Raw genomic sequence first — 25,505 nt, 5'->3', positions numbered from 1 at the left:
AGCGAATAATTTGAGGGGCAAAGATATAGGTATATTCAGTCTAAAGGAAAACTTTTCATTATAAAAATCACATGTTGCTGAATATTTTATAAACCTACTGTTCATTTCTTTTATGAAACAATCGCTTGAATTTTTGCCAAAGTTCGCCAAAATTATCATAGTTTTCACGGTAGGAAAAGCCAACTCCCTGTGTATAAGGCGAAGTTTCGTAAATAATATTATTATTGGAATGATTGTACGCCTTAAACTGTAGTTTCCCGTTGTTGGTCAGTTTTACATTTAAGTCAAAATCACCAATGATATTATTGTTATTAGCAGTTGCTGCTTGTGTCCCATTATTACCAATATTACCATTCAAAGTAACCCGATCATTAAAAATCTGCGTACTCAACGCCAATTCAATTTCATCGTTGGTAATTTGGTTTCCCGGACGATAATTGACCCCAATATCAAAATCATTACTTATTTGAGACAACCAGTTACTTAATTGATTTGAGAACAATTCGCTAGCGGTTGTCCCCACCAGGTTTGTATTGGTCGCCTCATAAGTTCCTCGTAAATACTCAGGCGTGTAAAACCGTCCCAAAACTAATAAGGACAAAATTTGCTTGTTCATATCCTCATCCGTATTAAAAAACTGGCGAACTTCGTCTTTTATCCGATCCTCAGCCGATGGAAATTCAATATCAAAATCAATATTTGGATTCATCAGATCTTCCGTTAGCGCAATTTTACACAAAACAGGAATCCGTTGTGTATAATCAATGTTTTCATAGGTATTGGCAAATAACTCATAGAGAGATGCCTTTAAACGGTAGATCGCATTAATGTCAATAATTGCTTCGTAAGGATCTCCATTCCATGTCATGGTACCACCCTGCTCAATTTCAAATTTCTTATTGATTACATTTTGAAGCGTAAACAAATAATCCCCCCGGTCAACTCGATAATTTCCATACATAGATATATTGAAATCAGGATCAATATTAACCTGCATACTTCCATTTCCCTGGGCTTTAATCACATCACCGATTTGTGAATTATAAATAAGTTGCATTTTTGCTTCCGGTGTAATGTCCAAATCAAAACTCATTGAAAGCCTGGAATCATTATAATCGTTTTTTCTAACTATTGGATTGTCAGTTGTTTTTTCATCGCTAACAAAACGAATAAAGTCATATACAGGCACATCCTCCTCATAATCAAGAGAGATATTAAGTGCAGTTCCATTTCGTGGGCTGGCAATTACATCCAAATTGATATCCCGACCATGACCGGTAATACTCATTAATCCATTTGCATATGCTGTTCCATAAAACCTTTCATTATCCCTTATTGTCGTATTTAAAGCCAATATTTTTGAACTGGACAAAGTCATATCATAGTCCATATTCTTAAAATTATCATGCCTGATTGAACCATCAAACAAACCCGAATTACCAGCATAATCATAGATTTTGATTTTATCAAAAATGATTGAATCTGCAGCAAACCGAACAGTATCACTAAAATAATAAGCTACTTGCAAATTTTTAATGGTAAGCCCCGCATTTAATCCATATACGTCCCCATCGATCAATATCTTGCCAGGAGTACCATAAATTCTGGCATTTCCAGTGGCATTACCATGAATATTCTTGAAAGTTTTCTCAAGAACCGGCTGTAAAACCGCCGTGGATAGATTATTCAGATTAACATAAAATTCGACGCTGTCTGTTTTCGGTTTATAGGTTCCAAAGGCGTTTAGTGATTTGCGATCGTGATCATTCACGACGAGTTCGCTTTGTATTGCTTCCGACACCCGATCCCATTTACTAACAACACTAATATCTCCTACTTCCTGATCCCTAAACGTAAATCCATCAATTTTCAGATCAGATAAAAACAAGGCCTTTTCATATATATCAAACACACTCGTAGTACCATTCATCGTCCCTTTTAATCTGATATCCTTATCTGATATCTGGTTAACGACTCCCAAGTCAAAATTATTTATAGCCACATTCAAACGATCTGATTTATCTTTAGAAATGGCACCTTCCAATACAAATGTTTGATCATCGTGCGAGATCTGAAAATCAGCAACATGGATTGTTGTAGTATCAATTGTGACCTTTGCAGGATGCACCAGCCACAGAGTATCTGCGACATAAATCTTACTTGGTAATACACTTAGCTCAACATGAGGCCTTTGCCCTTTTTGATGTTGAAATTTGGTGATGGTTTCGAGTTCGCCACTATAAGTAACCTGATGATAATTATTCCAGATCAATCTTGATTTTAACTCATTATCAAATGCCTCGGCTAAAAGACTCAGATTGTATATTTTTTGGGTTCCTCCCATTTCCAGCTCACCAAGCCTGCTAATCACTTCAATATTTTCACCAGAACGAATTGTTAAGTTGTAGTCATTAAAAGTTAAGTTACGGTACTCAACTCTGGGGAAAGTGGCTTTCACCTCTAATCCAGCTCCTTTCTCATCAAAACGTCCTTCAGCAGTCGCAGGCGAAACATATAACTCCGGTGAAAAAGTATTAGTAATTGGTTCAACGTCTTTTATAGAAAGAGAAAAGTCAAACGCATTTTGCCCTGCAATTTCCTGAAACTTTATTCCGGAAGAAGGCAGGTATTTGTGTATCATATTTTTTAAACTTTGATGAATCGTTCGAAACGAATAATCTCCATCAATTTTCAAGTCAACGAAATCAGAAAGTATCTGCAAATGAGACAGACTATCCCGCGAAGTCTCCAGGCTTAAACTGTTCAAATTAAATTGATTATTCTCATTCTCATAACTTCCTTCGTCAAACCATATGCTACCGTTTAAATTATCGATACTATTCCCACTAAATTTTGCTTTTAAATCAACAGCAAGTTTTGATTGCTCATGAGTTTCATCTAAATGTAGTGCAACCAGATCTGCCTTTTTCAACAGTAACTCGAAATCAAAAACCGGAATCTCCGGATTAAAATCCAGTTTACCATTAAAAACAGCCATCAAGTTTGGATCATCAATCTTTAAATCTCCTTCAAACTTTTGATCCTGAATATTCCCATCGAGAACCAGATTTTTGAATTTATAATTATTATAGTCCAGACTATCGACGACTCCATCGATTGTAGCTGCAAACTTTTTATCCTTACTGGAATAATCTCCATCAATTTGTCCGTTGAAAGTAATTGGCCCCACCTTTTTAAGACGGGCAAATTCCCCTAATTTAAAATTCACCGTTTTTAAGTGACCTTCAACACTTAATAAATCATCGTTTGAAGGAACAAAAGAAAGGTCGGTTGTCAATCTTCCGAAGTTTGAATTTACGGTTCCATAAGCAACAAAATCGGAGGTGAACCCAGTAAAACTTCCTTTATACTGAATTATCCCTGCTTCTTTCAGAAAATCCGGAAAATCCAAAAAATTACCGCCCATCGACTCCGGCAATCTAACATTCATCAGGTCTGTAAAATCTGTCGATGAATTTTTCAGATCCAGCATGATATATGACTTCTCAATATTGGGCAATCCATTTACATAAAAATCACATACCATCTTTGTATTTTTCCCAAACCCAAAAGCCAATTGTTTAGCTTTCAAATCGGCAATGGTACCATAAACGTGTCCCGACAAACTCATCTCCAAGTCCATTCCTTTTAAAGACGGAACAAATTGAGCCAGGTCAGTAAAGTGTATCGATGATTCTTTGACATTCAAATCCAATTCCGAGAATGAAAAATCTTTCCCATCCAGCATTGGTGTTTGATCCAATAAAAAATCAGCACTCACAATTTTCGAGCGCGGAGTCAATAACTTTAAATCTTGCAGCTTTATAAGATGCTTATAAGAAGTAAATCGAGTACTCAATTCATTTAAGCTAAAAGACTTTTTATCATCCAAACTAAGTTTGTTAACATTGAATGCTATTGAATCCCGGTTCATGACCAGATTAGTAACATCCAGCTGAATATCCCGCAAATCAATCACCCGTGCTTCCTTCATTTTATAATATGAATAAGCCAGTTGGGTATTGCTAAAAATGAAATCGTGACAGAAAAAGCCCCAAACATTTTCGTTTTTTTTCGGCGTCCTCAACGAATCCAATAGAAATTTATAATTAGGCAGATGTTTTTCATCGAGTGATAAAAATAGTTTCGTATCCTTCAACTCCAATGCTGAAAGAACTACTTTCCTTTTTCTAAACTGAAGGCTGTCAATCGATGCGACCAAACGGTCAACATACACCAATGTATCCTGATGCTGATCTTCAACCAATACCTCATTTAAAATAACCTTGTTGAAAAATCCGATATCAACACTCTTAATACTAATGCGCGTATCAACCCTCTTTGAAATTCGGTTGGTTAATTGCCTAACCATAAAAGTTTGCACCACACTTGACTGAAATGCCAGGTATAAAATTAACAGGACAGTAATTATTGTCCCGGAAACCCAAAGTGCTATTTTGACAGATTTTTTAATAATTTTGCGCTTTTAAATAAAAAAACAAATTAAACTAAATTCGGCGGAATTCGTTAGTTCTATGTGTTAAAATAACTCAAAAAACGTACCATCAGTTTAAATGGAACATTCATCAGATATAATCATTCTAGGTATTGAATCATCATGTGATGATACATCAGCAGCAGTAATAAAAAATGGCTACCTACTTTCAAATATAATTGCCAGCCAAAAAGTTCACGAAGCTTACGGTGGAGTTGTTCCCGAGCTTGCATCGCGTGCTCACCAGCAAAATATTGTTCCGGTAGTGGATCAAGCGATTAAGCAAGCGGGGATAAAACGGGAAGAAATATCAGCTGTAGCATTTACCAGAGGTCCTGGTTTATTAGGATCGCTACTTGTAGGAACCTCGTTTGCGAAGGGTTTTGCTCTATCATCGGGTATTCCGATGATTGACATCAATCACCTTCAAGGACATGTTTTAGCGCATTTCATTAAAGAAGACGGTGTTGAATTTAATGCTCCAAAATTTCCACATTTGTGTTTGCTCGTATCAGGTGGTAATTCTCAGATCATTTTGGTGAAAGATCATCTGGAAATGGAAGTAATTGGACAAACCATTGACGATGCTGCCGGTGAAGCATTTGACAAGTGTGCAAAAGTATTGGGAATGCCCTATCCGGGAGGGCCGCTTATTGACAAGCTTGCAAAAGAAGGAAATCCAAATGCTTTTGAGTTTTCCAAACCAAGAATTAAAGATTTGGACTACAGCTTTAGCGGACTCAAAACCAGCTTCCTATATTTTCTTCGGGATCAATTAAAAGAAAATGAAAATTTCATCGAAGAAAACCAGCCCGATTTGTGTGCTTCGTTGCAAAAAACGATCATTGATATTTTAATGGCAAAGCTTATTAAGGCAGCCAAACAAACGGGGATTAAAGAAATTACGGTGGCTGGAGGAGTATCTGCCAATTCAGGATTGCAAAATGCCCTTCGCCAGGAAGCAAACAAACGCCGTTGGAACATGTACATTCCAAAGTTTGCATTCACAATGGACAATGCCGCTATGATTGCAATAACAGGCTATTACAAATATCAAAAAGGTGAATTTATCGGTCAAGATGCCATTCCCTTTGCACGAATGAACATCAACGAATAGAAAGTGTTATCAACGGAACAATCATCAGATTGAATTCCCTAACTTGCATACTAATATTCAGAACTTGGAAGTTAAAACCAAAATACCTGTTATAATTATTACCGGCTTTTTGGGCGCTGGAAAAACTACTTTCATTAATGAAATTATCCGGGCGCATCAGCACCTTAAGTTAGCTTTGGTTGAAAATGAGTTTGGTGAAAAGTCCATTGATCAGGATTTGATTATTGGTATGCGCAGTGAAAATATCTTTGATTTAAGCAATGGCTGTATTTGTTGTTCCATCTCTAATGAATTTTCACTTGCATTATTGGAACTTGCTGAAAAAGCTGGAGAAATTGATTACCTGCTCATTGAAACAACAGGAATTGCAGATCTATCCAATGTAATCAAACCATTTTATGCTGACGAAGAATTAAAAAAACGATTCACACTTGCCGGCAGCATTTGTGTGGTTGATGCTGCCAATTACGAACAGCAGTTGAATGCAGGTGAGCAACAAATGCAGGTAATTCTCAGTGATGAATTGATAATTAATAAATGTTCAGAAATTTCATCCACTGAGCTTCCATCCATTAAAAAGGTCCTCAATTCTTTTAATAGTACAGCCAACATTAGCACTTGCGATTTTGGGAAACTGGAAACTTTTAAACTGGAAACATTTTCTGATCAGGTAAATTCAGAATTGGAAAGAAAATTATCCACACCATTCCAATTCCGACTAGTTAATTCAAAGAAATACAGCACGTTTACCCACGAATTTTCAGGCACCATTAACCTAAAGAGGTTTCAATATTGGTTTAATTATTTTGCAGCCATTAACCAACTTCAAATTTACAGGGTAAAAGGAATTTTGCACGCGGATGGTCTCTCGCACAAAACTATTGTTCAATCAGTCGGAGGCGCTGTCTCTTATTCAGAAGGATCGTTTATCGATCCAACGAATGATAAAACCAACCGGCTCGTATTTATAGGAAGAGAAATCGATTTTGAAAGAATTGTATATGAATTGAACAGCTATTTAAGCGAGGACGATGCTCCATAGGGGAATTGTAAATACAGCCAACAAAGTACTCAAGACCACCACTCGAGAAGCAAAAGAAGCATTCAATTTATATTTCACGGCTAATACGTAAGGTGTTAACCCCATGGGCATGGCAGCATCCAATACACTCGAACGAAGATCAAATGTCGGGGCAGTAAATTTAATCGTTAGAAAATATCCATAAGGAATTACCAATAAAATAAGTACCGAGAAACCAAAAACCGGAAGCCATTCTTTAAAATCGCCCAATGGATGTGATCCTAAAAACAATCCCAACGAAAATAATACCACGGCAGTAACTGAAGAAGAAAACAAATCTAAACTTTTAAAAACCATTTCCGGAACTTTAACTCCGGAAAGAGATATTGCAACACCAGCAAAAACTGCCAACAATAGTGGATTTTTCAATAGACTGTAAACTACCCCAGTAAACTTCACTTGTCGGCTACCCAAAACTTCGACCAATACAATGGCTAATGTAAACAACCAGAATAAGTAGACTGCTGACAACATGGTAGATTCAGCTAAAACTGACTGTCCGTAGAAATTTAGCAATACTGGAATTCCAAGGTAAGCTACATTCCCAAATGAGAAAGCAAGAACTAAGGTTCTCAAGTTTTCATTATTCAATTTGAACAACCAGCTAAAAGGGAAAGCAAGCAAAATGCAAAAAACAATATAGGCCGAATTCCAAATAAGCAGTTGAGAGAATGAGCTCAAATGGACGTCAAGTTTTATTAAGGCGACCAATATCAATGCTGGGAAACCGATCCAAAGGGCATAATCGTTTAAAACGGCTATCCATTCTTTTCGAAAAACTTTGGTGCGACTAAATATGATTCCTCCCAGAATCACCAGAAATAAAGGAGCTATGGTTGAAAAGGATAGCCAGTAACTTTGCATATCAATTTTCTGTGAAAGGTCTTACATCCGTTAAGTGCATTCCGGCAGCTCTAGCAGCCTGCATTCCCATTTCACCATCTTCCAGAACATGACATTTATTTGGAGTAACTTTAACTAATTCCGCACATCTCAAAAATGTTTGTGGAAAGGGTTTATGTTCTGTCACATCATCAGCAGTTACTATTGCATCAAAATACCTGGTTAGCCCAAGTGTTTCGAGTTGCAACTCAGCACTCCGTCTACTGGCGCCAGTCCCGACGGCCATTGGAATTTTACCATGATATCGATAAACAAGATCAACAACTTTATTATGAGGCTTCAGCAAATCAACACTTTTCCAAAAAGTTTGCTGTTTCATTCGTGCCATCTCTTCAGGATCAGCACCTTTTAAATTATTGTCAGCTATAATTCGTTCTGCAAATTTCACGGTTGGCATTCCTGTCAGCTCAGGAACAATAGACTCATCAAATTTACATTGGTAATGTTCACACACCTTGTGCCAGGTGGCTATATGAACCGGTAACGAGTCCGACAATGTTCCATCTAAATCAAAAATTAACGCTTCTGCCTGTGGGTGTTTATCCAGTTTCATTCTCTATAAATTGAACTGCGAAATTATTATTTTTTTTAGTTATTGCTTCATATTCACTACAATTGTGAAAATGCCAAACCATTGTTAATCAAAAATTAAAAATCAACTATTTTAACATCGACAATCTGATTACATCGGATGTATTTGCAATTTTTACATTCGTGAAAATTTCTTCTTCAATTCTCATGTTCTATTGCATAAAATTGAATTTGAGATATTGTAGAATGAACAACATTTGAACTTTTTTGTATCTAAAGCTTTATGTAACTTGTATACTGTATATAGTTTGATGGAAATAATAATCTGCATGCATTATCACCGTTTTGCGAAAAAAGAATTTAATTTGCTATTATGAAGCCGATTAAGTTTGAATATAAAATTAGTTTTATATACCTGGTTGTTGGAGCCGGCTGGATAATCTTTTCGGATAAAATACTCACCAATCTTGCTCAAAATGATGATACAGAAGTATATATACAGTCAATTAAAGGTGTCTTCTATGTAGTAATTACTACTCTACTTCTATTCTTTCTGCTAAAAAGTTACGCAAAGAGAAATCGTGAAATCAGCGAAAAATTATCTGACAGTATTGAAAAATACAAAGCACTCTATGAAAATGCTCCTCTCGCCTATCAGTCTCTGGATATCGATGGTTGCTTTATTGATATTAATCCCCAATGGTTAAATCTACTTGGATATGAAAGAGAAGATGTGATTGGAAAATGGTTTGGCGATTTCTTGCATCCTGATTACATAGAACACTTTAAACTAAACTTCCCCCGATTTAAGAAGCAAGGTTATATTAAGGATGTTCATTTTAGAATGAAGAAAAAAGATGGAAGTTTTATTCATGTACTTTATGAAGGTTGTATTGGCTACTCACCTGTAGGAGATTTCAGACAAACATACTGCACCTTTAAAGATATCACAAAAGAATTCGAAACAAACAAAGCACTCTCTGATAGCCAAATTAAGTATAAAGCATTATTCGATGAGAACGTTTCAGTGATGCTGCTAATTGATAGCGAAACCGGAAAAATATTGGATGCAAATAAGTCTGCAATTAGTTTCTACGGATACACTATAGAGCAATTGCAAAGCAAACGTATTCAGGATATAAACACATTGAGTGAAGATGACGTGAATGATCAAATGCTGAAAGTAAAAGCAAATAAACGAAATCACTTTCAATTCAAACACAAATTGGCATCTGGTGAAATTCGCGATGTGGATGTGCATGCAACAACAATTAAACTGGAGAATAAAACGCTTCTTTACTCGATTATTTTCGACATTACTGATCAACTTAGAACAGAATACGAACTTCTAAAGGTGCAAAAGGCGATCATTGAAAGTGAAGAAAAATTTAGAGCTGCTTTCTATACAAGTCCCGATTCTATCAATATTAACACCATGCAAGGTTATTATGTCGATGTCAATCAAGGATTCATGGATCTGACCGGATACACCAAAGAGGAAGTTATTGGAAAGAAATCATCGGCAATAAACATATGGAATGATCCAAAAGATAGGAAAACCTTAGTAAAAGCACTTGAAAAAGATGGAAAAATTGAAAATCTGGAGGCTGCTTTTAAGATGAAAGATGGGAGCCTTAAAACAGCTCTGATGTCAGCAACAATCATACAACTAAATAGTAAACCTCACATTTTATCAGTTACCAGAGACATTACCAGACGAAAATTAATGGAGATTGAATTGGTAAAAGCCAAAGAGCAAGCGGAAGAAAGTGATCGTCTCAAATCTGCGTTCATGGCGAATATGAGCCATGAAATCAGGACACCATTAAACGGTGTGTTAGGTTTTGCTAATTTACTGAGTGATGAAAATATTCCAGCCAAAACAGTAAAAAGGTATGCCGATATCATTAATAAAAGTGGAAACCGTTTACTCGAATTAATAAACAACATACTAGACATTAGCAAAATAGAGTCGGGAAATATGTCTGTTGAAATTGAACCCTTTTCACCTTCAATAGTTGTTGAAGAAGTGATCGATCTTTTCCAGGCCAATGCTGACAAAAAGAAATTGAAGATAAAAAGGACTTATCCAGATGCTGAAATAACGGTGTATTCCGATCAATCCAAGGTTATTCAAATCTTGTCGAACTTACTTAATAACGCAATTAAATTCACAAAAAAGGGTTACATCGAAGTCGGCTTTCATGTTAATACCAATTACATTACATTTCATGTAAAAGATACAGGAACAGGCGTCTCTAAAGAAACGATCCCTCATTTGTTTAATCGTTTTTACCAGGGAAATACCAGCTTAGCTCGTGGTCACGAAGGTTCCGGTCTTGGCCTTTCACTATGCAAATCTTTAGTAGAATTATTAGAGGGCGAAATCTGGATTGAATCTGAGAATAAAGTAGGCTCAACTTTCCAATTTAAGTTACCACTTACTCATTCCTAAATTGCTCTATTGAATAAGCTTTCGATTTCTGAAAGAGAATCAAGCAATAAGTGTTTGAATAATTGTAAATAATTTCTAATTTTGCGCCACCTATTTTTAGGTTTAAATTTTTAATGTTTAATAAATTAGATGTTTTATGAAAAACCAGTATGAAACCGTTTTCATTTCAACTCCCGTTTTATCTGAAGGTCAGATAAAGGAAGCGGTAAGTAAATTCAGGGACATCATCGTCAGTAATGGCGGAGAAGTCATCCATGAAGAAGACTGGGGATTACGCAAATTAGCTTATCCCATTCAGAAAAAAAGCACTGGTTTCTATCATTTGATTGAATTTAAGGCAGATCCTGAATTGATTCAAACTTTAGAAACCCAGTACCGTCGCGACGAACGTATTATCCGTTTTTTAACTTTCAAAATGGATAAATATGCCGCTGAGTACAGTGAGAAGAGAAAGAATAATATTAAAGCTAAAACTGAAAAGGAGAAATAAGCTATGGCTAACAATCAAGGTGAAATCAGGTACCTGACTCCCCCGTCAGTTGAGATCAAAAAGAAAAAGTATTGCCGCTTTAAAAAGAATAAGATTAAATACGTGGATTACAAAGATCCTGAGTTTTTGAAAAAATTCTTGAACGAACAAGGTCGTATTCTTCCACGTCGTATCACTGGTACTTCTTTGAAATACCAACGCAAAGTGGCTAAAGCAGTAAAAAGAGCCCGTCATTTGGCTTTGCTGCCCTACTTAACAGATATGTTGAAATAATTTAAAGGAAAGAAAAATGGAAATTATTTTATTACAAGATATTCAAAACCTGGGGAGCAAAGACGATATTATTACAGTTAAAGATGGTTTTGGTCGTAACTACCTTATCCCTCAAAAAATGGCTGTAATTGCAAATGAGTCTGCAAAAAAGGTTTTGGCTGAAAATATCAAACAACGCGCTCACAAAGAAGCGAAGTTGAAAGAAGAAGCTCTTAAGATTGCTGAAAAGCTACAAAACAAGCAAGTGGTTATTGGTGCAAAAACCAGTACATCAGGAAAAATCTTTGGTTCAGTTAATACAATCATTTTAGCTGAAGCAATTAACAAAAAAGGATTTGAGCTTGAGCGCAAACAAATCAGCATCAAAGAAGACAGCATCAAAGAAGTTGGTAAATACACTGCAAAAATCAAACTTCACAAAGAAGTGGTGATTGATTTTGAATTTGAAGTTGTTACAGAATAATCACACAGATTTTACACACAAAGAATCAAACGTTTTTTTCAAACATAAAAGCCAACAGTCAAATGACTGCTGGCTTTTTCTTTTTAAGTCCTGTTATTTATTAATCTTCTTCCAGCGTTATCATCTTCTTATTCCGCATGATATTAACGATTGCATCAACAATGTAATCATCCTGCATCGTTGAATAATTAAATATTAAATCGTAATCATTATTATTTAGTTTTCGCCCTGCAACATGCTCAACAAATAAATCGCGCTGCCTGTCAATCTCCAAAACGTATTCCTGCGCATCAGCCTTCGACATATCACTTATTTGCATGATCCGATTGATACGCCACTCCAAAGGTGCCTGCAGTTTTACACTTAGTTTAAGCGGAATATCTTTCGCTATTGCACCAGAAGCACGACCTACAATAATATAGTAACCTTCTTCTGCAATTCGATAGATCACCTCCTTAACGGTATCTATTATCTCCTGATCATCTGCATCATACACCTTGTCAGTTGAAAATGCAGTAGATACATCATGTAAACTTGACTTTACTTCAGATAAGAATACATTTTTAATACGCTCCGGATTCAACTCTAGCTCATGAGCTGTTTCTTCGATGATTTCTTTACTAACCCATTTCCACTCAACATCCGTTTTTGTGTCAGAGTTATAACTATATCCAGAAAGGATCTTCGACAACTTGGTAGCAATCCTCTTGGCCGAACAACCACATTCACGTGATATCATAACAACCGGTCCTGGATACTTACTTCGTTTTCTCGATTTTTCTGCTTCTTCAATGTAGCTCTTCAATAAATTTTTCACAGTTCTAATTTTTGATGTTAAACTCTAACCAAATTCTCTTAATGAACAAAAATTCATATAATTCATAAATCAGTCATAAACAAATCTACAACCTCAAATGAAACGAAATCGATAAAAATGTTCTACAATACCTAATTTTACTGATGTTTTAAAACAATCTTACAGAACATGTAAATCTTTTTATCTTCGTAAAAAACTAATTATGAAAGCAATAATTCAGACAGCAATCACTTCTTTTGGAATGTCTGGTCGAGTTTTCCATGGACCATCTCTAGCAGTAAATCCTAGTTTTCACGTAAAATATATTCTTGAAAGAAGTAAAAACCTTTCAAAACAATTATTTCCAGACGCTAAAATTGTTAGAACATACCAGGAAATTTTAAACGATCCGGACATACAGCTCATTATTATCAATACTCCGGATAAATTGCATTATGAAATGAGCAAGCTTGCTTTGGAAAAAGGAAAGCATGTAGTTATTGAAAAACCTCTTACACAAACTGTTGAGCAGGCAAACGAACTTATTCAACTCGCCAAAAAGAATAAACTGATGCTTTCGGTGTACCAAAACAGAAGGTGGGATGGCGATTTTCTGACAGTTCAAAAGATTGTGGAAAACAAGATGCTTGGCAAGCTAGTCGAATTTGAATCTCATTTTGATCGTTACAGAAACTTCATAAAGCCAAACACCTGGAAAGAAGAAAAAGGTGAGAAGCATGGAGTTTTGTATAATCTAGGTTCACATATGATTGATCAGGGGTTGGTTCTTTTTGGAATGCCACAATCAGTAACAGCCCATTTAGACACATTGCGAGATCAGGGACAAGTCAAAGATTATTACGATATCAGAATGCAATACAAAGGCTTTGCTGCCATTCTAAAATCGTCGTACTTGGTTCGCGAACCTGGACCAAGGTACAGTATTCACGGAACCTTAGGTTCCTTTCATAAATGGGGAATTGATCCGCAGGAAGAAGCTTTAAATGCGGGGCATTTACCCAATGAATCCGGTTGGGGAACAGAAGCTGAAAGCAAATGGGGAACAATCAATACGGAGATTGGAAACTTGCATTATAAGGGATCAATAGAAACTAAAGCAGGAAACTACAACCTTTATTATGAAAACATTTATGATGTTTTAGTTAACAACGAAGAGTTGCAGGTAAAACCGGAAGAAAGTCGTGATGGATTAATAATCCTTGAAGCATGCTTGAAAAGCGATCAGGAAAAACGCACCATCATATTATAAAAAACGGGGCTTGATTGCCGGCCCCATTCCATTTTAAATATCCTATTACTCAAACAGCTTTGCGATTTTTCTGGCAACTTTATCCTCCTTTATACTACCATTGTAAAGTACCAGCGCATATTTAAGCACGATTGGTTTTTGAGATGAAATTTGAATAGGCTCTCTTCCAGGAAACACGGCATTTTGCATGCTTTCTTTTCTACGCAGAATCCATTTTTGAGTATCGTCTTGATTTTTCGGATCGGCATAAACAAAAACGCCCCCCTTATTTCCGTTCTTCCCTATTGCTCCATTCATGTTAATATACTGGCCTTCATCAACTGCATTTGTCTGTGGCTCTACCACCCCATTCTTACTGGTAAATTCCAAGTCATCTGGTAGTTTCATTCGGACAGAAAAACCGCCATAACCTTTCTCATCGTCAGAGCCACCCAATTTCAAATTATCAGCCAATGCTTTCAATTTAATTTCAAAAAGAATTACCTGTTTACGATTTTGCAGAGGAAAGAAAGTCATCGTTGTTTGTTCCTCCATATAAGGAGTTTCTCCACTTTGATACTGAGGAGAACTCCAATACACACTGGTAGTAAACTCTCCATTACCATTTGGAAGTCTTCTGAATTCCACATTTTGGACTTCCTGTTCAAAATCTTCCAACATCCAAGGATCTCCTATTGGTTTTCCATCAATAACAATCTGGTGCCAAGTCCAAAAAATTCCACGATGATGGATGTGGTCCGCCGGAGCATCTTCCGTGATTTTAGCTCCGTCAGGCAAATATACTGGATGTAAATAATTGTTCCTTGCCGGAGCTTGGTTTGGCGTCGCATTTTCCTTTCGATAAAAAGCGATTTTCCTTCCTTTCTCAACAAACCAAAATCCTCCATCGTCCTTTTTCATTCCAACCTGTCCGGCCGACCGAATTACAAATGACAATAGAATGGAAACTAGAAAAGTATATTTTTTGATTTGATTCATTTTTATTAATTGTTAGGTAGTAATTTTTCGAGCAACCAATCATTTTTTTGATTTCGCTGCTCCGGATACGTCCAGTGTTGCGTGTCCTGATAAATAAATAGTTCCTTCGGTGCCTTTATCAGATTGTAGGCTGCATACATCGAAGTCGGTGGACAAACATTGTCATCAAATCCCCATGAATAATGACCAGTAGCTTCAACGAATCGAGCAAAATTAACGACATCAAAGTACTTGGAAGTCTCAACCTTTTCCGGTTTATTGGTAAATCCATCTTTAAACAAATGGGGCCAACCTCCTGTACGACCATGCAAATAACCAGTTAGATCACACAAAGCCGGATAGTCTGCAGCCAAATATTTAATACGGTGATCTAAACCGGCTGTCACAATGGAAAGTGCTCCCCCCTGGCTACCTCCGGTTACTGCGATATTTTCACCATCAAATTCATCCAATCCAAAAATAAAATCAACAGAACGCACGCATCCTAAATATACTCGTTTGTAATAACAATTATCTTTATCATCTAAATTGAACTTCGAGTAACCACTCAAAGCTCCCGCACCAAGATTTTCATAAACAACACGATTCAAATTAACCTGGATGCCATGAATTCCTATTTGAAAAGTTATAATCCCCTTTTCTGCGTTACTTACATCACCATAATATGGGCGAATACCCGCTCCCGGAACATGCAAAATCGCCGGATACTTTCCAGATTTCTTAGGAGTACATAAAATGCCGTATATTTTACCATTAATATTATCGATAGACACATGATAAACATTTGCCTTTGAGGTACAGCGATCGGGCATTAATGTTAAGATAGGATTTACGGGAATCTCGGCCAATTTTTCCTTTCCATCTTCCCAAAAGTTTAAAAAATCTCCCGGCAGAGTCGTTGTTGGTTTTATGTATTCCGGTAAAAATCCAGCAGTTGCATATTCCTTATAAGTTTTGCCATCAACTGTAATTTCAACGTGGCACCGTAAAAATCCTGGTTGAGTTAGGCCCGGAGCTTTTATTTTTGCGCCGCCACCATGAATTTTTTTAGTCCCCTTTTCTGAGGGCAACATATTTTCCAATCCAAAGGAATAGCTTATTTCACCTTCCTGAATAGGTGTATCAAACTGGTAAACATCAACCTCAAAGACTACCGGTTCTCCCAACTGGTATGTCCAATCCTGATGATTCGGGCTAATTCTAATATTTACTGCTTTTCTCGCAGGCTGTGCAATTAATGTAAGTTGAATAAAAAGAAATGTAAAAATTGAAAAGTAGAAATGAAGACTTTTTTTCATGGTGAAAAATTTAGTTAGGTGAAGTAAAATTAGCAAAAAGCCTCAATTATGCGAAACCATATCCAAGCTTTGCCATTGTTTTCCTAACCAAAATTTTCGCAACTAATTTAAAAAAGCCCCTTCTTGAAATTAAATGTACTTGAAGGTTGATATTGCTCACCAAATCGATACTTGGTTAACAGTCGCTTTAAAATGTTTTTAGATGTTTTCTCATGACTCAGGTCGATCATGAAATTGCTGAATCCCAAAGCCATAATTTGCTTTTTATATTGAAACAAGTTCACCGGAGCATCAGGAACAACAATGGTAATACCGTCTTTATTTGTCTTTTGGTACGTCTTTCCATGATCATCCTTAAATTGGTTTTCCTCGTCTGACACAGAAACAGGCATACGGGAATAAAACAATTCCGGATATCCATGTAAAAGAACAATTCCTTGCTTATTTTGCATGCTTTTCAAATTCTCAAAATCATTCTCCATCGGATAGCAAAAGTTCCTCATTTGCTGTTGTTGTAACAATTTAGCGGCGGCATCATTATATACATAAACGTGCTCATTACTGCTCACCTGGCTATCTTTTCCCAGCAATAATTTTTGCGAAAGATGACTTACAAAGAACCGCGTATATCCTGTTCGTTCAATTCGCTGGATTATTTTTCGGTATTCATCAATATGCTCTTCCGAAATAAATTTGGGAAGTTCAACATATATCTTTTGCTTATTTTGCTGAATAAACCTGGCATTAAAATCAAATTTCTCCAAATCTTTACGCGTAAATGAAAGCACCAGCCCATCGACATCATCCAATCGAAGTTTTCTCAGCCAGTCGGGATCATCAACTCGTACAAATAATCTTGGTTTTGAAGGACGTGACTTAATAATCAACTTCTGACGAATAGCCTTTTTCTGACCGAAAGGTAAAGGCTTTACATTCATTTTTGGCAGTTGATCAAATTTAGAAGGGAAATGCTCCCCTCTTCTACCAACCCAAAATATTTCATCGCCAACATTTATCTTTTCTTTCCCTTCAAACTGAAAGGTTATTGAATCACCCTCAACTTGAAAATCTCTCAATTTAAGATTGACGGTACTATCATTTTTTACATTTCGGATTCGTATTCGATCTCCGTCTTGCATTTCTGTGTTCGAATTTAATGAAATCAGGCCTTTCTTCACATCTTTTACAAAACCAATAGAAATCCCAGTATTTGAATTTTCAGCAATCCCTTCTTTCACATCTTTACCAAGAAAGTAGGAAATTTTTGCCCGCCCAAAATCCAGGCGTAACATTTCTTCAGCTTCCTTTTGCCTGTTAGGCTGATCCACTGCCAATCGATAAGCTTTTGCAACCTGATACACATAGTCAGCAGATTTCATGCGTCCTTCAATTTTGAGGGAACTAATGCCCAACTCCTTTAGCCTATCAACATTAGAAAGCTGCTGATTATCTTTCAGGTTAAACAGAAACTTACAGTCCTGATCATCCTTATAAATCCGCCGACAAGGTTGCGCACATAAACCACGGTTCGCACCGCGACCACCGATATAACTACTAAAGAAACACAACCCGCTGAAAGAATAGCACAAGGCTCCATGCACAAAAAGTTCCAGTTCTACCTTTGCTTTTCCTGCGATTCCCTCCAACTCTTTCATCGTGAGTTCCCTTGCCAAAATCACCCGGGAAATCCCAAGTCGCTCAGACAAGCTCACTCCCAGAGAGTTATGGTTGCCCATTTGTGTACTTGCATGAACTACAAGCCCGGGAAATTGATTTTTAGCCAACCAGTAAACGCCCCAATCCTGAATGATAATTGCATCAACTTGTGCCTTTTCCAAAAAAGCCAACACGTCAAGCAAAGCTTCAAGCTCGTTATTTTTAATAACCGTATTTAAGGTCACGTAAATCTTCGCATTCTTCTTTTTAACTTCTTTTATTGCAGCTAATAACTGACTTTCAGTGAAGTTGCTTGCACGGCCTCTGGCATTAAATGAACGCAAGCCTAAATAAATGGCATCTGCTCCACCCTTTAATGCTGCAAAGAATGATTCAGTGTTTCCGGCAGGTAATAATATTTCTGGTTTCTTCTTTCCCATAGCGTATTTCAATGCTGCAAAAGTAGTAATCTGATGGGAGATCGGGCGAAAAACATCAAAGAAAATACGATGCCCTTTTCCAGATGCTCTGTCAACTAAGGATTACAAGTAAATACAGACATTTTCATCTTAAAACACTCGCTATCAATCCTTATTTTTAACAAATATAAATTACACTTTCAAATTAAAATTGCTATCCAGAGATTGCAAAAAAATAATTTTCCTGCTTACCTTTGTTTGCAGAAAATCGTTCAGCTTTGGATAATTTAATTCAAATACATCAAACATTACTGGAGCATTCGCGTGAAACGATTGCCCGTGAATTATTCCATGAGATAGATTGGTCTCAACGGCTGATTTGTATAAAAGGATTCCGCGGTGTTGGAAAAACGACTTTTCTACTTGACTATGTAAAAACGAATTATGCAGACGACAAATCTTGTCTGTATGTTAACCTAAATAACTTCTATTTCACCAAAAGAAAGATCTACAATTTTGCTGATGAGTTTTACAAAAAGGGAGGAAAAGTCTTACTACTTGACCAAATTCACAAGTATCCTCATTGGTCATCAGAACTTAAAGAATGCTATGTAGATTTTCCAGAGTTAAAGATTATTTTCTCAGCGTCCCCCGTACTAAGGGTTTTGGAAGGAAATGATTCGTTAAAAGGAATCGTGAAAGTGTATCACCTGGAAGGGCTTTCTTTCAGAGAATATTTAAACTTTCATGGAAAATTCGAATTCAGAAGATATAAGTTAACCGAGATTTTGGAGAATCATCAGCAAATTGCGCGTGAGATTACTGACCAAGTCAAACCTCTAGCTTATTTTGCTGAATACTTGCAATCCGGATTTTACCCCTACTTTTTAAATAATAAACCGTTCTACAACGAAAGTCTTTTGAAGCACATCAACCTTGCATTGGAAATTGATGTGACTTATTTGAATCAAATTGAACTGAAATATTTACCAAAGCTTAGAAAGCTGTTACAAGTTGTGAATAGTCAGGTGCCTTTTACTCCGAATGTAAGTAAGATTAGCACCGATGTGAAAACATCCAGAGCAACAGTGATGAACTATTTGCGTTATCTGAAAAATGCCCGCTTAATCAACCTGCTATTTTCAAATGGTGATGAAGATCAACAGAAAAAGCCGGATCTGGTTTATGCACACAACACGAATATTTTGTATGCAATTGAGCCGGACAACGTAAATAACCGCAATTTGAGAAGTACTTTTTTTTATAACCAGGTAGGTTATCAACATCAAATTAAAAGCTCAGAGATTGCAGATTTTAAAGTAAACGAACAATACCACTTTACTGTGGGAGGAAAATATACAGAACCAGATAACGAAGATACTTACGCAGCAGCCGATATGATTGAAGAAGGCGAAGGAAATAAAATTCCGTTATGGCTGTTTGGATTTTTGTATTAAAAGCTGGAAGACGGTAGTCTGGAGCTGGAAGTTTCTGGAAATTAGAAAATTAGAATTTGAGAGATAATAAAATAAATTTTAAAATTTAACTTGAATAAAAATGGCAAAAGAAAAAAAATTCGTTACATGTGACGGTAATTACGCAGCAGCGTATATGAGTTACATGTTTAGTGAAGTCGCCTGTATTTATCCAATTACGCCATCTTCAACAATGGCAGAATATGTGGATGAATGGGCCGCAAAAGGAAAGAAAAACATTTTTGGTCGTCCAGTACGTTTAGCTGAAATGCAAAGTGAAGCTGGTGCTGCAGGTGCAGTACACGGTTCGTTGCAATCAGGTGCATTAACGTCAACTTATACAGCATCTCAAGGTCTCTTGTTGATGATTCCTAACATGTATAAAATTGCAGGTGAGCTTTTACCAACTGTATTCCACGTAAGTGCACGTGCTCTTGCAGGTCACGCACTTTCAATCTTTGGTGATCACTCTGACGTATATGCCACTCGTCAAACAGGGTTCGCTATGTTGGCTGCAGGTTCTGTTCAGGAAGAAATGGACCTTGCTGGTGTTTCTCACCTTGCAACCATTAAATCACGCGTTCCTTTCCTATCATTCTTCGATGGATTCCGTACTTCTCACGAAGTTCAAAAAATTGAAGTTCTTGATCAGGAAGCATTCATACCACTTATTGATCAGGAAGCATTGCAAGCTTTCCGCGACCGCGCACTGAACCCAGAAAGCCCAGTAACTCGTGGTACTGCTCAAAACCCTGATATTTTCTTTCAGGCAAAAGAAGCTGCTAACAAATTCATCGATGCAGTTCCTGATATCGTTGAAGATTACATGAAAGAAATTTCAAAATTGACTGGTCGTGAATATCACCCATTTACATATTATGGTGCTGAAGATGCTGAAAACATCATCATCGCAATGGGATCAGTAACTGAAACTATCAAAGAAACTATCGACTATTTAGCTGCTCAAGGTAAAAAAGTTGGTTTGTTGTCAGTTCACTTGTATCGTCCATTCAGTGCAAAATATTTCATGAATGTATTGCCTAAGTCTGTTAAAAGAATTTCTGTTCTTGACCGCAGCAAAGAGCCTGGAGCAAATGGCGAGCCATTGTATCTTGACGTAAAAGACTTGTTCTACGAAAAAGAAAATGCCCCTGTTATTGTTGGTGGTCGTTTCGGGTTAGGTTCAAAAGACACTACTCCATCTCAAATTATTTCAGTATATGAAAACCTTGAAATGGCTGAGCCTAAAAATGGGTTCACACTGGGTATCGAAGATGATGTGACTTTCAAATCACTTCCTTTAAAAGAAGAAATCAAAGTTTCTCCTGAAGGAACTTACGAAGCTAAATTCTACGGCTTAGGTTCTGACGGTACTGTTGGTGCAAATAAAAATTCCATCAAAATTATTGGTGATACTACTGATAAATATTGCCAGGGATATTTTGAATATGATTCAAAAAAATCAGGAGGTTTTACTTGTTCTCACCTTCGTTTTGGTGACAGCGAAATCCGTTCTACTTACCTGATTACAACTCCTGACTTTGTTGCATGCCACGTTCCAGCATACATCAACTTGTATGACGTATTGAAAGGAATCAAAAAAGGTGGATCATTCCTATTGAACTCAATTTGGGATGAAGAAGAAACTAAAAAACGCCTTCCAGATGCAATGAAAAAGGAATTGGCTGAAAAAGAAATCAATTTCTACATCATCAACGGTACAAAATTAGGTGAAGAGCTTGGTCTTGGAACTCGTACCAATACCATCATGCAATCAGCATTCTTCAAAATCACTGGTGTAATTCCTTACGATCAGGCTGTTGAAGCAATGAAGAAAGCGATTGTAAAATCTTACGGTGCTAAAGGTGAGAAAATTGTAAACATGAACTTTGCTGCAGTTGAAGCCGGTGGTAAAAACGTAGTAAAAGTTGATGTTCCTTCTGAATGGAAAACAATTAAACTGGAAGAAGAAGTTGCTGCAACTGATCGTCCTGAATACATCAGCGAATTTGTTGATATCATCAACGCACAAAAAGGTAACAGCCTGCCTGTTTCTAAATTTGTAGGTTACGAAGATGGTACTTTCGAACAAGGTACTTCTGCTTTTGAAAAGCGTGGTATCGCTGTAAATGTTCCGGAATGGCAAGCTGACAACTGTATTCAGTGTAACCAGTGTGCTTACGTTTGTCCTCACGCTGCTATTCGTCCATTCCTGTTAGATGAAACAGAGATGGCTGGTGCTCCTGAAGGAACTGAAGTACGTGTTGCTACTCCAACGAAACAATTCCCAGGCTTAAACTTCCGCATCCAGGTTTCTACACTTGACTGTACTGGTTGTGGTAACTGTGCCGATGTTTGTCCATCAAAAACTAAAGCTCTTGAGATGAAGCCTCTTGGAACCCAAGAAGCTGAAGTAGAGCGTTGGAACTACATGGACAAAAACGTTTCTTATAAAGAAAAAGTAGTTGACAAATATAAATCAGTTAAAAACTCACAGTTTGCTCAACCATTATTCGAGTTCTCAGGAGCTTGTGCCGGTTGTGGTGAAACTCCTTATGTGAAACTGATTACTCAATTGTACGGTGAGCGCATGATGGTAGCCAACGCAACAGGTTGTTCTTCAATCTATGGTGGTTCTGCTCCAGCAACTCCATATTGTAAGCACAAAGAAAGTGGACATGGTCCAGCATGGGCGAATTCACTTTTCGAAGACAACGCTGAATATGGTTTCGGTATGGCTGAAGGTGTTAATGCACAACGCGACCGTATCGAATCAATCATGCAAGCTGAAATGTCAAATGGAATTAGCGCTGATGAAAAAGAAGCATTCCAGGCATGGATCGATGGTAAAAACGATGCAGAAGCTTCTAAAGCAGCCTCAGCAAAAGTTCTTGAAGTTCTTGACGGAAAAGATGGAGCTTACGCAAAAGACATCCTAGGATTGAAAAAATACCTGGTTAAAAAATCAGTGTGGATTTTTGGTGGTGACGGATGGGCATATGACATCGGTTATGGTGGTTTGGATCACGTATTGGCTTCTGGTGAAAATGTAAACGTTTTGGTAATGGACACTGAGGTATACTCAAATACAGGTGGTCAGGCTTCAAAAGCTACACCAGTTGGTGCTGTTGCTAAATTTGCTGCTTCTGGTAAGAAAATCCGCAAAAAAGACCTTGGTGTAATGGCTATGTCTTACGGATATGTTTACGTTGCTCAAGTTGCAATGGGTGCTAACCAAGGGCAATACCTGAAAGCATTGCGTGAAGCTGAAGAGTTTGATGGACCATCTTTGATCATTGCTTATTCTCCTTGTATCAACCACGGATTGCGCGCAAGCATGGGTGCATCTCAGGCTGAAGAGAAAAAAGCTGTTGAAGCAGGTTACTGGTCATTGTATCGTTACAATCCAGCATTGGAAGCTGAAAGTAAAAACCCATTCACATTGGATTCAAAAGATCCTGACTGGAGTAAATTCCAAGACTTCCTTAACGGTGAAGTACGCTACACTGCATTGAAAAAATCGTTCCCTGAAGAAGCATCTGTACTGTTCGCTGCTGCTGAAGAGAATGCAAAATGGCGCCACGCTTCTTACAAGCGTTATGCTGCGATGGATTTTAATCCAGCTGAATAAATTGGATATTCTCTAAAAAACCAATTTTTTATATCATCAAAACCACTGTCCGTCTTTCGACGGTTGGTGGTTTTTTTTGATACAGTTTTCTGAATAGTGGATAATTAGCCCTAAAAGCTGCACCTTAACAATACAGGAGTAAATATGAGTACTCACATCCCAACTAGCTTGGAATGTGGTTTGTCGCTATCAATATAAAACGACGAATTGCACTTGACAATCAGCCAGAAAGATATCGATTTCTACAAGTTTGTTAAAAATGCATCCTTTGCCAGCATTCACCATTGACATTATTATCATTAAAGAACGATTAAAATGACATCCATCCATTTATTTGTGTGTTAAATTTACATTTTGACATTTCATTTTCAACATACAATACTAAATGTCAATTCATCTTTCTTCTATATTTGCACTATCACTAACTTTTAAATTTAAGAAAGATGTCAAAACAAGCTGTTTTCGATTTATTGGATAAAGGTGCTGACGACAGACAATTTCGTGTTAAGTATGACAACACCTTTTCAGAAGAGAAATTCGTGGAATTAGCAAAAGAAGATGGTTTCGAATTTACAGTAGAAGACCTGAAAGAGGCTTTACGCGAAAATGGTGATTCATTTGAATCTTACGGAAATCCTCCTAAAAAAGGAATTTGGGTATAGTCGCTTTGCGTAAAGCAAATTTTAAGCCGCAGCTTAAAATAAACTCTATCTCGTAAACTATTGTTGCCGCAGTCATTTGCAAAAGAACATAGCCAGAAGGAATGCTTCTGGCTATCTACATTATTGGCGCGAGTCTTCATTCTTGCTCTTAATAGACTCAGTTTTTAAACTCATAATTCTGTCCGTAAAATGATAGATCAGTTTATAATATTCCATCCAACCCAGCGATCTCGCAACTCGATCGGAATGAAATTTATTGAAAGCTTAGAAAAAAAAAGGCACAAACTCCAAATGAAGCTTATGCCCTCTTCAATATAGTGAAATATTGATCCTTACACCAAAATATCGGCAGTCAGGTTATCAATACTTTTACCAATTCCTTCGAATGGCTTTCCATTTCCCTGATTGTCATCTTCAACAAAACGATATTTCATTCCTGCAATATCTTTCGCATCCAAAATACGTTTGAAATCAATCACTCCCTCTCCTACGCTGCAAATATCACTTTTCTCAACTTCAAAATAAGGCTCACTTTTTTGCGACATATCTTTCAGGTGGAACAACTGGAAACGTCCCGGATATTTTTTAAACATTTCAACAGGATCCTGACCTGCTTTTGTCACCCAATAAAGGTCAATTTCCATGGTAATCAATTCCGGATCCATTTCAGGCATATAAAGGTCATAATAAGGAACGATACCATCCAGGTTGGCAAATTCGAAGTTGTGGTTGTGGTATGCAAACTGAATGCCAACCCCTTTCATAATTTCGCCAACTTTATTCCACTCACCAATCATTTTTTTATACGTCTCAATATTACGATCTTCATCGTTTACCCATGGCTGAACACAGTATTCCACCCCCAGTTCCGCATGTGCATCGGCCATTGCTTTGGCATTGTCAAGCGAAATACCAGCTGCTTCAACCTGGGTATGGCTACTAACCACTTTCATTCCCAAATCAGCAACTAGCTTTTTAAACTCGGCAGGAGCATATCCGTAAAACTTACCATCAGCAAAACCAGCAAGCTCCAGGTATTTATATCCCAAATCAGATACTTTTTTCAATGATCCCGGGGTATCCGCGCTCATTGCATCACGTATGGTGTAAAGTTGAATTCCTACTCCGTAGCTTTTTTTATCAACTGCTTTAGTAACGCAAGAAGCGAGGTTACCACATGCCAGCAAACCTAAAGAACCAGCTGCAGATACCCGCAAAAAATCTCTTCTACTCTTCATTTTGTTTATTAGTTTTAGTTATTATTTAGATGATTTTTCCATTTTTGATTGTCTAAAAATACAGAATACTCTGAATTTTTGAAAAGAAAAGAGGACTCCTGACTTTTTAAAAATACATTTTTTGATTTAAAATGTAAGATATTAAACACCCGATACGAAGTAAAGCATTTAGAACTTTAACACTGCCCTTGAATATCCTGTAAGTCTTCAGCCTAATTTGGACAGATGGGTATAAAAATTAAGAGATGGTTTTCTTAATTTAATAACCATAAAA

The 25,505-nt window shown here is 37.0% G+C and carries 18 protein-coding genes; 10 read left to right on the top strand and 8 right to left on the bottom strand.

The window, feature by feature from the left end; genetic code table 11:
- Positions 1-94 precede the first annotated feature (94 nt).
- Complete coding sequence (locus tag ACUNWD_RS14880; protein ID WP_445588622.1) at positions 95-4,372, bottom strand: translocation/assembly module TamB domain-containing protein; 4,278 nt, start codon at positions 4,370-4,372, stop codon at positions 95-97.
- Between the two features lie 202 nt (positions 4,373-4,574).
- Between ACUNWD_RS14880 and tsaD the strand changes: the two genes are divergently transcribed.
- Together tsaD and ACUNWD_RS14870 are read left to right on the top strand one after the other, a co-directional pair.
- On the top strand, positions 4,575-5,612 hold the full coding sequence (tsaD, locus tag ACUNWD_RS14875; protein WP_445588621.1) for a tRNA (adenosine(37)-N6)-threonylcarbamoyltransferase complex transferase subunit TsaD: 1,038 nt from the start codon (positions 4,575-4,577) through the stop codon (positions 5,610-5,612).
- Between the two features lie 64 nt (positions 5,613-5,676).
- Positions 5,677-6,654 (top strand): CobW family GTP-binding protein, encoded by a 978-nt coding sequence (locus ACUNWD_RS14870; protein ID WP_445588620.1) that lies wholly within the window; start codon positions 5,677-5,679, stop codon positions 6,652-6,654.
- Here ACUNWD_RS14870 and ACUNWD_RS14865 read toward each other — a convergent pair.
- Both ACUNWD_RS14865 and ACUNWD_RS14860 read right to left on the bottom strand, forming a co-directional pair.
- Positions 6,631-7,557: an AEC family transporter gene (locus ACUNWD_RS14865; RefSeq protein ID WP_445588619.1), complete on the bottom strand. Its 927-nt coding sequence runs from the start codon at positions 7,555-7,557 to the stop codon at positions 6,631-6,633. The genes ACUNWD_RS14870 and ACUNWD_RS14865 overlap by 24 nt on opposite strands.
- Position 7,558: 1 nt before the next feature.
- Positions 7,559-8,149 (bottom strand): beta-phosphoglucomutase family hydrolase, encoded by a 591-nt coding sequence (locus ACUNWD_RS14860; protein ID WP_445588618.1) that lies wholly within the window; start codon positions 8,147-8,149, stop codon positions 7,559-7,561.
- Positions 8,150-8,500: 351 nt separating this feature from the next.
- On the opposite strand from ACUNWD_RS14860, the gene ACUNWD_RS14855 reads away from it, so the two are divergent.
- The 4 genes from ACUNWD_RS14855 (at position 8,501) to rplI (ending at position 11,808) form a co-directional block, all read left to right on the top strand.
- Positions 8,501-10,582 (top strand): PAS domain-containing sensor histidine kinase, encoded by a 2,082-nt coding sequence (locus ACUNWD_RS14855; protein ID WP_445588617.1) that lies wholly within the window; start codon positions 8,501-8,503, stop codon positions 10,580-10,582.
- 136 nt (positions 10,583-10,718) lie between these two features.
- The gene (rpsF, locus tag ACUNWD_RS14850) at positions 10,719-11,072 is read left to right on the top strand and encodes a 30S ribosomal protein S6 (RefSeq protein ID WP_445588616.1); all 354 of its coding nucleotides are present in this window, start codon (positions 10,719-10,721) and stop codon (positions 11,070-11,072) included.
- A 3-nt stretch (positions 11,073-11,075) separates the two neighbouring features.
- Positions 11,076-11,345 carry a 30S ribosomal protein S18 gene (gene rpsR / locus ACUNWD_RS14845; RefSeq protein WP_445588615.1) on the top strand — a complete coding sequence of 90 codons (270 nt, stop codon included), beginning with the start codon at positions 11,076-11,078 and terminating at the stop codon, positions 11,343-11,345.
- Positions 11,346-11,361: 16 nt separating this feature from the next.
- Entirely contained in the window at positions 11,362-11,808 is a 447-nt protein-coding gene (gene rplI / locus ACUNWD_RS14840) for a 50S ribosomal protein L9 (RefSeq protein ID WP_445588614.1), read from the top strand.
- A gap of 100 nt (positions 11,809-11,908) precedes the next feature.
- On the opposite strand, the gene ACUNWD_RS14835 is transcribed toward rplI, so the two are convergent.
- Positions 11,909-12,625, bottom strand: a complete 717-nt coding sequence (locus ACUNWD_RS14835) for a cytidylate kinase-like family protein (RefSeq protein ID WP_445588613.1) — start codon at positions 12,623-12,625, stop codon at positions 11,909-11,911.
- A 202-nt stretch (positions 12,626-12,827) separates the two neighbouring features.
- Here ACUNWD_RS14835 and ACUNWD_RS14830 point away from each other — a divergent pair, with 202 nt between their 5' ends.
- Positions 12,828-13,874, top strand: coding sequence for a Gfo/Idh/MocA family oxidoreductase (locus ACUNWD_RS14830; protein ID WP_445588612.1), 1,047 nt, complete (start codon positions 12,828-12,830; stop codon positions 13,872-13,874).
- A 45-nt stretch (positions 13,875-13,919) separates the two neighbouring features.
- Here ACUNWD_RS14830 and ACUNWD_RS14825 read toward each other — a convergent pair whose 3' ends face one another.
- The 3 genes from ACUNWD_RS14825 to ACUNWD_RS14815 all read right to left on the bottom strand — a co-directional run bounded on the left by ACUNWD_RS14825 (position 13,920) and on the right by ACUNWD_RS14815 (position 18,246).
- Entirely contained in the window at positions 13,920-14,852 is a 933-nt protein-coding gene (locus tag ACUNWD_RS14825; protein ID WP_445588611.1) for a DUF6807 family protein, read from the bottom strand.
- A 5-nt stretch (positions 14,853-14,857) separates the two neighbouring features.
- The gene (locus ACUNWD_RS14820; RefSeq protein WP_445588610.1) at positions 14,858-16,150 is read right to left on the bottom strand and encodes an acetylxylan esterase; all 1,293 of its coding nucleotides are present in this window, start codon (positions 16,148-16,150) and stop codon (positions 14,858-14,860) included.
- 107 nt (positions 16,151-16,257) lie between these two features.
- Positions 16,258-18,246 carry a peptidase U32 family protein gene (locus ACUNWD_RS14815; RefSeq protein ID WP_445588609.1) on the bottom strand — a complete coding sequence of 663 codons (1,989 nt, stop codon included), beginning with the start codon at positions 18,244-18,246 and terminating at the stop codon, positions 16,258-16,260.
- Positions 18,247-18,503: 257 nt separating this feature from the next.
- Between ACUNWD_RS14815 and ACUNWD_RS14810 the strand changes: the two genes are divergently transcribed.
- The 3 genes from ACUNWD_RS14810 to ACUNWD_RS14800 all read left to right on the top strand — a co-directional run bounded on the left by ACUNWD_RS14810 (position 18,504) and on the right by ACUNWD_RS14800 (position 23,993).
- On the top strand, positions 18,504-19,682 hold the full coding sequence (locus tag ACUNWD_RS14810; RefSeq protein ID WP_445588608.1) for an AAA family ATPase: 1,179 nt from the start codon (positions 18,504-18,506) through the stop codon (positions 19,680-19,682).
- A gap of 100 nt (positions 19,683-19,782) precedes the next feature.
- Entirely contained in the window at positions 19,783-23,331 is a 3,549-nt protein-coding gene (gene nifJ / locus ACUNWD_RS14805; RefSeq protein WP_445588607.1) for a pyruvate:ferredoxin (flavodoxin) oxidoreductase, read from the top strand.
- Positions 23,332-23,774: 443 nt separating this feature from the next.
- Positions 23,775-23,993, top strand: a complete 219-nt coding sequence (locus tag ACUNWD_RS14800) for a Nif11-like leader peptide family natural product precursor (protein WP_445588606.1) — start codon at positions 23,775-23,777, stop codon at positions 23,991-23,993.
- Positions 23,994-24,325: 332 nt separating this feature from the next.
- Here ACUNWD_RS14800 and ACUNWD_RS14795 read toward each other — a convergent pair whose 3' ends face one another.
- On the bottom strand, positions 24,326-25,231 hold the full coding sequence (locus tag ACUNWD_RS14795; protein WP_445588605.1) for a sugar phosphate isomerase/epimerase family protein: 906 nt from the start codon (positions 25,229-25,231) through the stop codon (positions 24,326-24,328).
- Between the last annotated feature and the right edge of the window lie 274 nt (positions 25,232-25,505).

Source organism: Sunxiuqinia sp. A32 (assembly GCF_052690465.1).
This window is presented reverse-complemented; position numbering and strand designations above follow the sequence as displayed.

What these genes read in the sequence shown, in the direction of transcription:
- ACUNWD_RS14815 (WP_445588609.1), bottom strand. Translation starts at nt 18,246, where the DNA reads ATGGGAAAGAAGAAACCAGAAATATTATTACCTGCCGGAAACACTGAA.
- ACUNWD_RS14795 (WP_445588605.1), bottom strand. Translation starts at nt 25,231, where the DNA reads ATGAAGAGTAGAAGAGATTTTTTGCGGGTATCTGCAGCTGGTTCTTTA.
- rplI (WP_445588614.1), top strand. Translation starts at nt 11,362, where the DNA reads ATGGAAATTATTTTATTACAAGATATTCAAAACCTGGGGAGCAAAGAC.
- rpsF (WP_445588616.1), top strand. Translation starts at nt 10,719, where the DNA reads ATGAAAAACCAGTATGAAACCGTTTTCATTTCAACTCCCGTTTTATCT.
- ACUNWD_RS14880 (WP_445588622.1), bottom strand. Translation starts at nt 4,372, where the DNA reads ATGGTTAGGCAATTAACCAACCGAATTTCAAAGAGGGTTGATACGCGC.
- ACUNWD_RS14865 (WP_445588619.1), bottom strand. Translation starts at nt 7,557, where the DNA reads ATGCAAAGTTACTGGCTATCCTTTTCAACCATAGCTCCTTTATTTCTG.
- ACUNWD_RS14800 (WP_445588606.1), top strand. Translation starts at nt 23,775, where the DNA reads ATGTCAAAACAAGCTGTTTTCGATTTATTGGATAAAGGTGCTGACGAC.
- nifJ (WP_445588607.1), top strand. Translation starts at nt 19,783, where the DNA reads ATGGCAAAAGAAAAAAAATTCGTTACATGTGACGGTAATTACGCAGCA.
- ACUNWD_RS14830 (WP_445588612.1), top strand. Translation starts at nt 12,828, where the DNA reads ATGAAAGCAATAATTCAGACAGCAATCACTTCTTTTGGAATGTCTGGT.
- ACUNWD_RS14820 (WP_445588610.1), bottom strand. Translation starts at nt 16,150, where the DNA reads ATGAAAAAAAGTCTTCATTTCTACTTTTCAATTTTTACATTTCTTTTT.
- tsaD (WP_445588621.1), top strand. Translation starts at nt 4,575, where the DNA reads ATGGAACATTCATCAGATATAATCATTCTAGGTATTGAATCATCATGT.
- rpsR (WP_445588615.1), top strand. Translation starts at nt 11,076, where the DNA reads ATGGCTAACAATCAAGGTGAAATCAGGTACCTGACTCCCCCGTCAGTT.
- ACUNWD_RS14825 (WP_445588611.1), bottom strand. Translation starts at nt 14,852, where the DNA reads ATGAATCAAATCAAAAAATATACTTTTCTAGTTTCCATTCTATTGTCA.
- ACUNWD_RS14860 (WP_445588618.1), bottom strand. Translation starts at nt 8,149, where the DNA reads ATGAAACTGGATAAACACCCACAGGCAGAAGCGTTAATTTTTGATTTA.
- ACUNWD_RS14855 (WP_445588617.1), top strand. Translation starts at nt 8,501, where the DNA reads ATGAAGCCGATTAAGTTTGAATATAAAATTAGTTTTATATACCTGGTT.